Source organism: Bacteroides sp. DH3716P (genome assembly GCF_025914115.1).
GTDB lineage: Bacteria > Bacteroidota > Bacteroidia > Bacteroidales > Bacteroidaceae > Bacteroides > Bacteroides ovatus.
The window spans coordinates 6,568,315-6,571,389 of record NZ_CP083673.1; the positions used below are offsets into that span (position 1 = coordinate 6,568,315).

Below are 3,075 nucleotides of genomic sequence, written 5' to 3' on the forward strand. Positions count from 1 at the left end.
TAACTCGTTACCACTGTTTCTCAAATACTCAGTTAAATGTTTATTCTTCAAACGGTTATATTAAACCGTTGAAAATCTAAAATAAAAAGTCCAAAAACTGCCACTCGGTTTATTATTTAATTGAAAAGTTTATCTTCTGCAATAAGATTCACCTATCTCTTACAAGTTCATAAATGCAAAAGTATCTTGCACCTTACACTAAACCAGCGATAGTCAACTGATATACAAGTATTTGAAGCAGTGCAAGATACCGTTGCAGATGCGTGCAAGATAGAGGTATCTTACACACTGTCTCGTTTATAAGAATCCGGGCATATTCATAGAAGACACTCAATAATTTGCAGCACCTCTACATAAAATGGCTTGTTCATGCCGGTGAACAAGCTGTTTTATGCCTTGAGACCAACAGTTTCAAGTAATGAAACTACCAGTTTCACACCGGAAAACTAAGTGTTTAATACCTTGAAACTAAGTGTTTCAAGCGTATGAAACAAACTGTTCACAAGCTTGAAACTGATTTTCCCCTATGGAGAAGCCAATCGAAACCTTACGGAATACAATTAATTCATCCGTATCTATTATCTCGTTCAGCCTGTTATTCCAGATAATATTACGCCAGTTATCAGACACAAATACATCATCTTTCATGTATTAGTACCAGACAAATCAGCATACAACTTACTATAAATCAACTATTAAGCACTTATTACAGGTATAATTGTAGGGTGAGAGTAAAAATTACCCTCACCCTACAATCACAGTTACCCTCACCCTTTGTAACATCGATGAACAAAGGCTTTCAAGTGATTCGGTGAGGGTGTGATAGTAAAATCAGCCAAACTCGCATGTGATACATTCCAGCCCAAGTGGCAAAAGACAGTGTACCCAAACACAGAAATTAAAGGAGGAACTGACACTGAAACAGATCCCCCGCCACAGTTGTTAGCTAAAACAACTCTATATAAAATTTTAGATATAAAAAATGGGGATATCGTATTTAATAACGTATCCCCACTCTAAACTTAGTTAATGTACTTGTTCTCATTTCTCAATTCTGTACCCCCATGAAAGCATTTCATTACGACCTACTTCACTAAGGATTTTTCTAACTAAAGAACCCATTTTCTTTGCCATAATCTTTAAACCTTTTAAATTACTAATTCCTGAAAACTAAAAAATAAAACTTACTTGTTTGGTTTGGTATTAATTGTTGAATATCCCCAAACATGTACATCGGCTTCGCCGATCTTTCTAAACAATCTTTTTAAACTTTTCATTTTGTTATCCTCCTAATTACATGTTTTACAACACAAAAATACAGCCTTTGTTTATACATTGATCTAAAAAAGAGAGAAATTTATGTTTTATAGCATATTTCTTGATTTGCATCAATTAATTTATTTGTTATAAAGCAGAATTGTAATATACGCTGCAATAAATATGAAAAAAGGCACAGATGAAATATCATCCGTGCCTTCACTATGGTCACCTATTATATAATAGGAGAATATTTATATAAAGAGAAATACGTTATTTCATTGGAGTTTGCTCCAAAGTTGCCACCAGGAAGTCATAGAACTTCTGTACGGTAGGAATCAACGCTCTTTCGTCCGGTGAATGCGGTGAACGCAAAGTCGGACCAAAAGAAATCATGTCCAATCCCGGAATAATAGCACCGATAATACCACATTCCAAGCCAGCGTGAATCACTTTCACTGCAGGTTCTACACCAAACTGTTGTTTATAGGATGACTTCATCGCATGCAAAATCGGAGAATTTACATCAGGTTGCCAACCGGAATATCCGCCTGTCATCTCTACCTTCATCCCTGCCATAGAGAAACAAGACTCCAGGCTGGTAGTCAGATATTCTTTCATGCTATCGCTTGAACTGCGAGCCAGAATCTTAATGGCTGCCTTTCCTTCACCAATCGTTATAATAGCAAGGTTGGAAGAAGTTTCTACCGTATCTGGAACAGTAGGGATCATACGTGTCACACCGTTCTGACAAGCAAAGATTGCATCAATCAGATTGTCCTGAATCTCTTCAGGCACTTGCCCCGCAGGAAGTTCCACACGTTCAGCCGTAAAGCTGATCGGTGTTTCAATTGCCGAATATTCTTCATTGAACAGGTCTTCGCAGTATTTCACCAAGCCCAATAGTTCTTCTTCATTTTCAGCCGGAATGGTAATAACCGCATGTGCTTCACGTGGGATAGCATTACGCATATTACCACCTTCCCAGCTAGCCAAACGGGCTTCATAGCTGGCAACCGCCTCACGAACGAAACGAACCAGCAACTTATTAGCATTGGCACGTCCTTCATTGATTTCCAATCCCGAATGTCCGCCACGTAATCCTTTCAATGTAACTTTCACTGCGATATCTCCTTCTTCGGGAGCTACTTCCTTATATTCCAGGGTAGCAGTTACATCCATACCTCCAGCACAACCAATATACAACTCGCCTTCATCTTCCGAATCCAGATTCAAAAGAATCTCTCCGTTCAGTGTACCCGGTTTCAAGCCGAACGCACCGTACATGCCGGTTTCTTCGTCTTTCGTGATAAGAGCTTCCAAAGGACCGTGTTTCAGGTCTTTTGCTTCCAACACGGCCATAATAGCAGCTACACCCAGTCCGTTGTCTGCACCCAGAGTAGTGCCTTTTGCTTTTACCCAGTCACCGTCTATATAAGTTTCAATCGGATCTTTTTCAAAATCGTGTACAGTATCGTTGTTCTTCTGCGGAACCATATCCATGTGCGCCTGAAGAATCACACCTTTCCGGTTTTCCATACCCGGAGTGGCAGGTTTACGGATAATCACATTACCTGCTTCGTCTACAAAAGACTCCAGCCCCAGCTCTTTTCCGAAACCTAAAAGAAATGCTGTAATCTTTTCCATGTGTCCTGACGGACGGGGAATCTGTGTCAACGAATAAAAATGCTTCCACACGTTCTGTGGAGCTAAAGAAAGAATGGTACTCATAAGTAACTAATTAAAATTAAGCAGCATTATGTTTAAGTTTAATACCCAAGGTATCCCCGACAGCCGCCAATGCCCTATTGACGGTGT

The 3,075-nt window shown here is 39.4% G+C and carries 2 protein-coding genes; both read right to left on the reverse strand.

Annotated features, from left to right (window positions below):
• Positions 1–477: 477 nt before the first annotated feature.
• Positions 478–648, reverse strand: coding sequence for a hypothetical protein (locus KQP79_RS25415; protein WP_004301421.1), 171 nt, complete (start codon positions 646–648; stop codon positions 478–480).
• Between the two features lie 882 nt (positions 649–1,530).
• Complete coding sequence (locus KQP79_RS25420; RefSeq protein ID WP_004312095.1) at positions 1,531–2,988, reverse strand: aminoacyl-histidine dipeptidase; 1,458 nt, start codon at positions 2,986–2,988, stop codon at positions 1,531–1,533.
• Positions 2,989–3,075 lie beyond the last annotated feature (87 nt).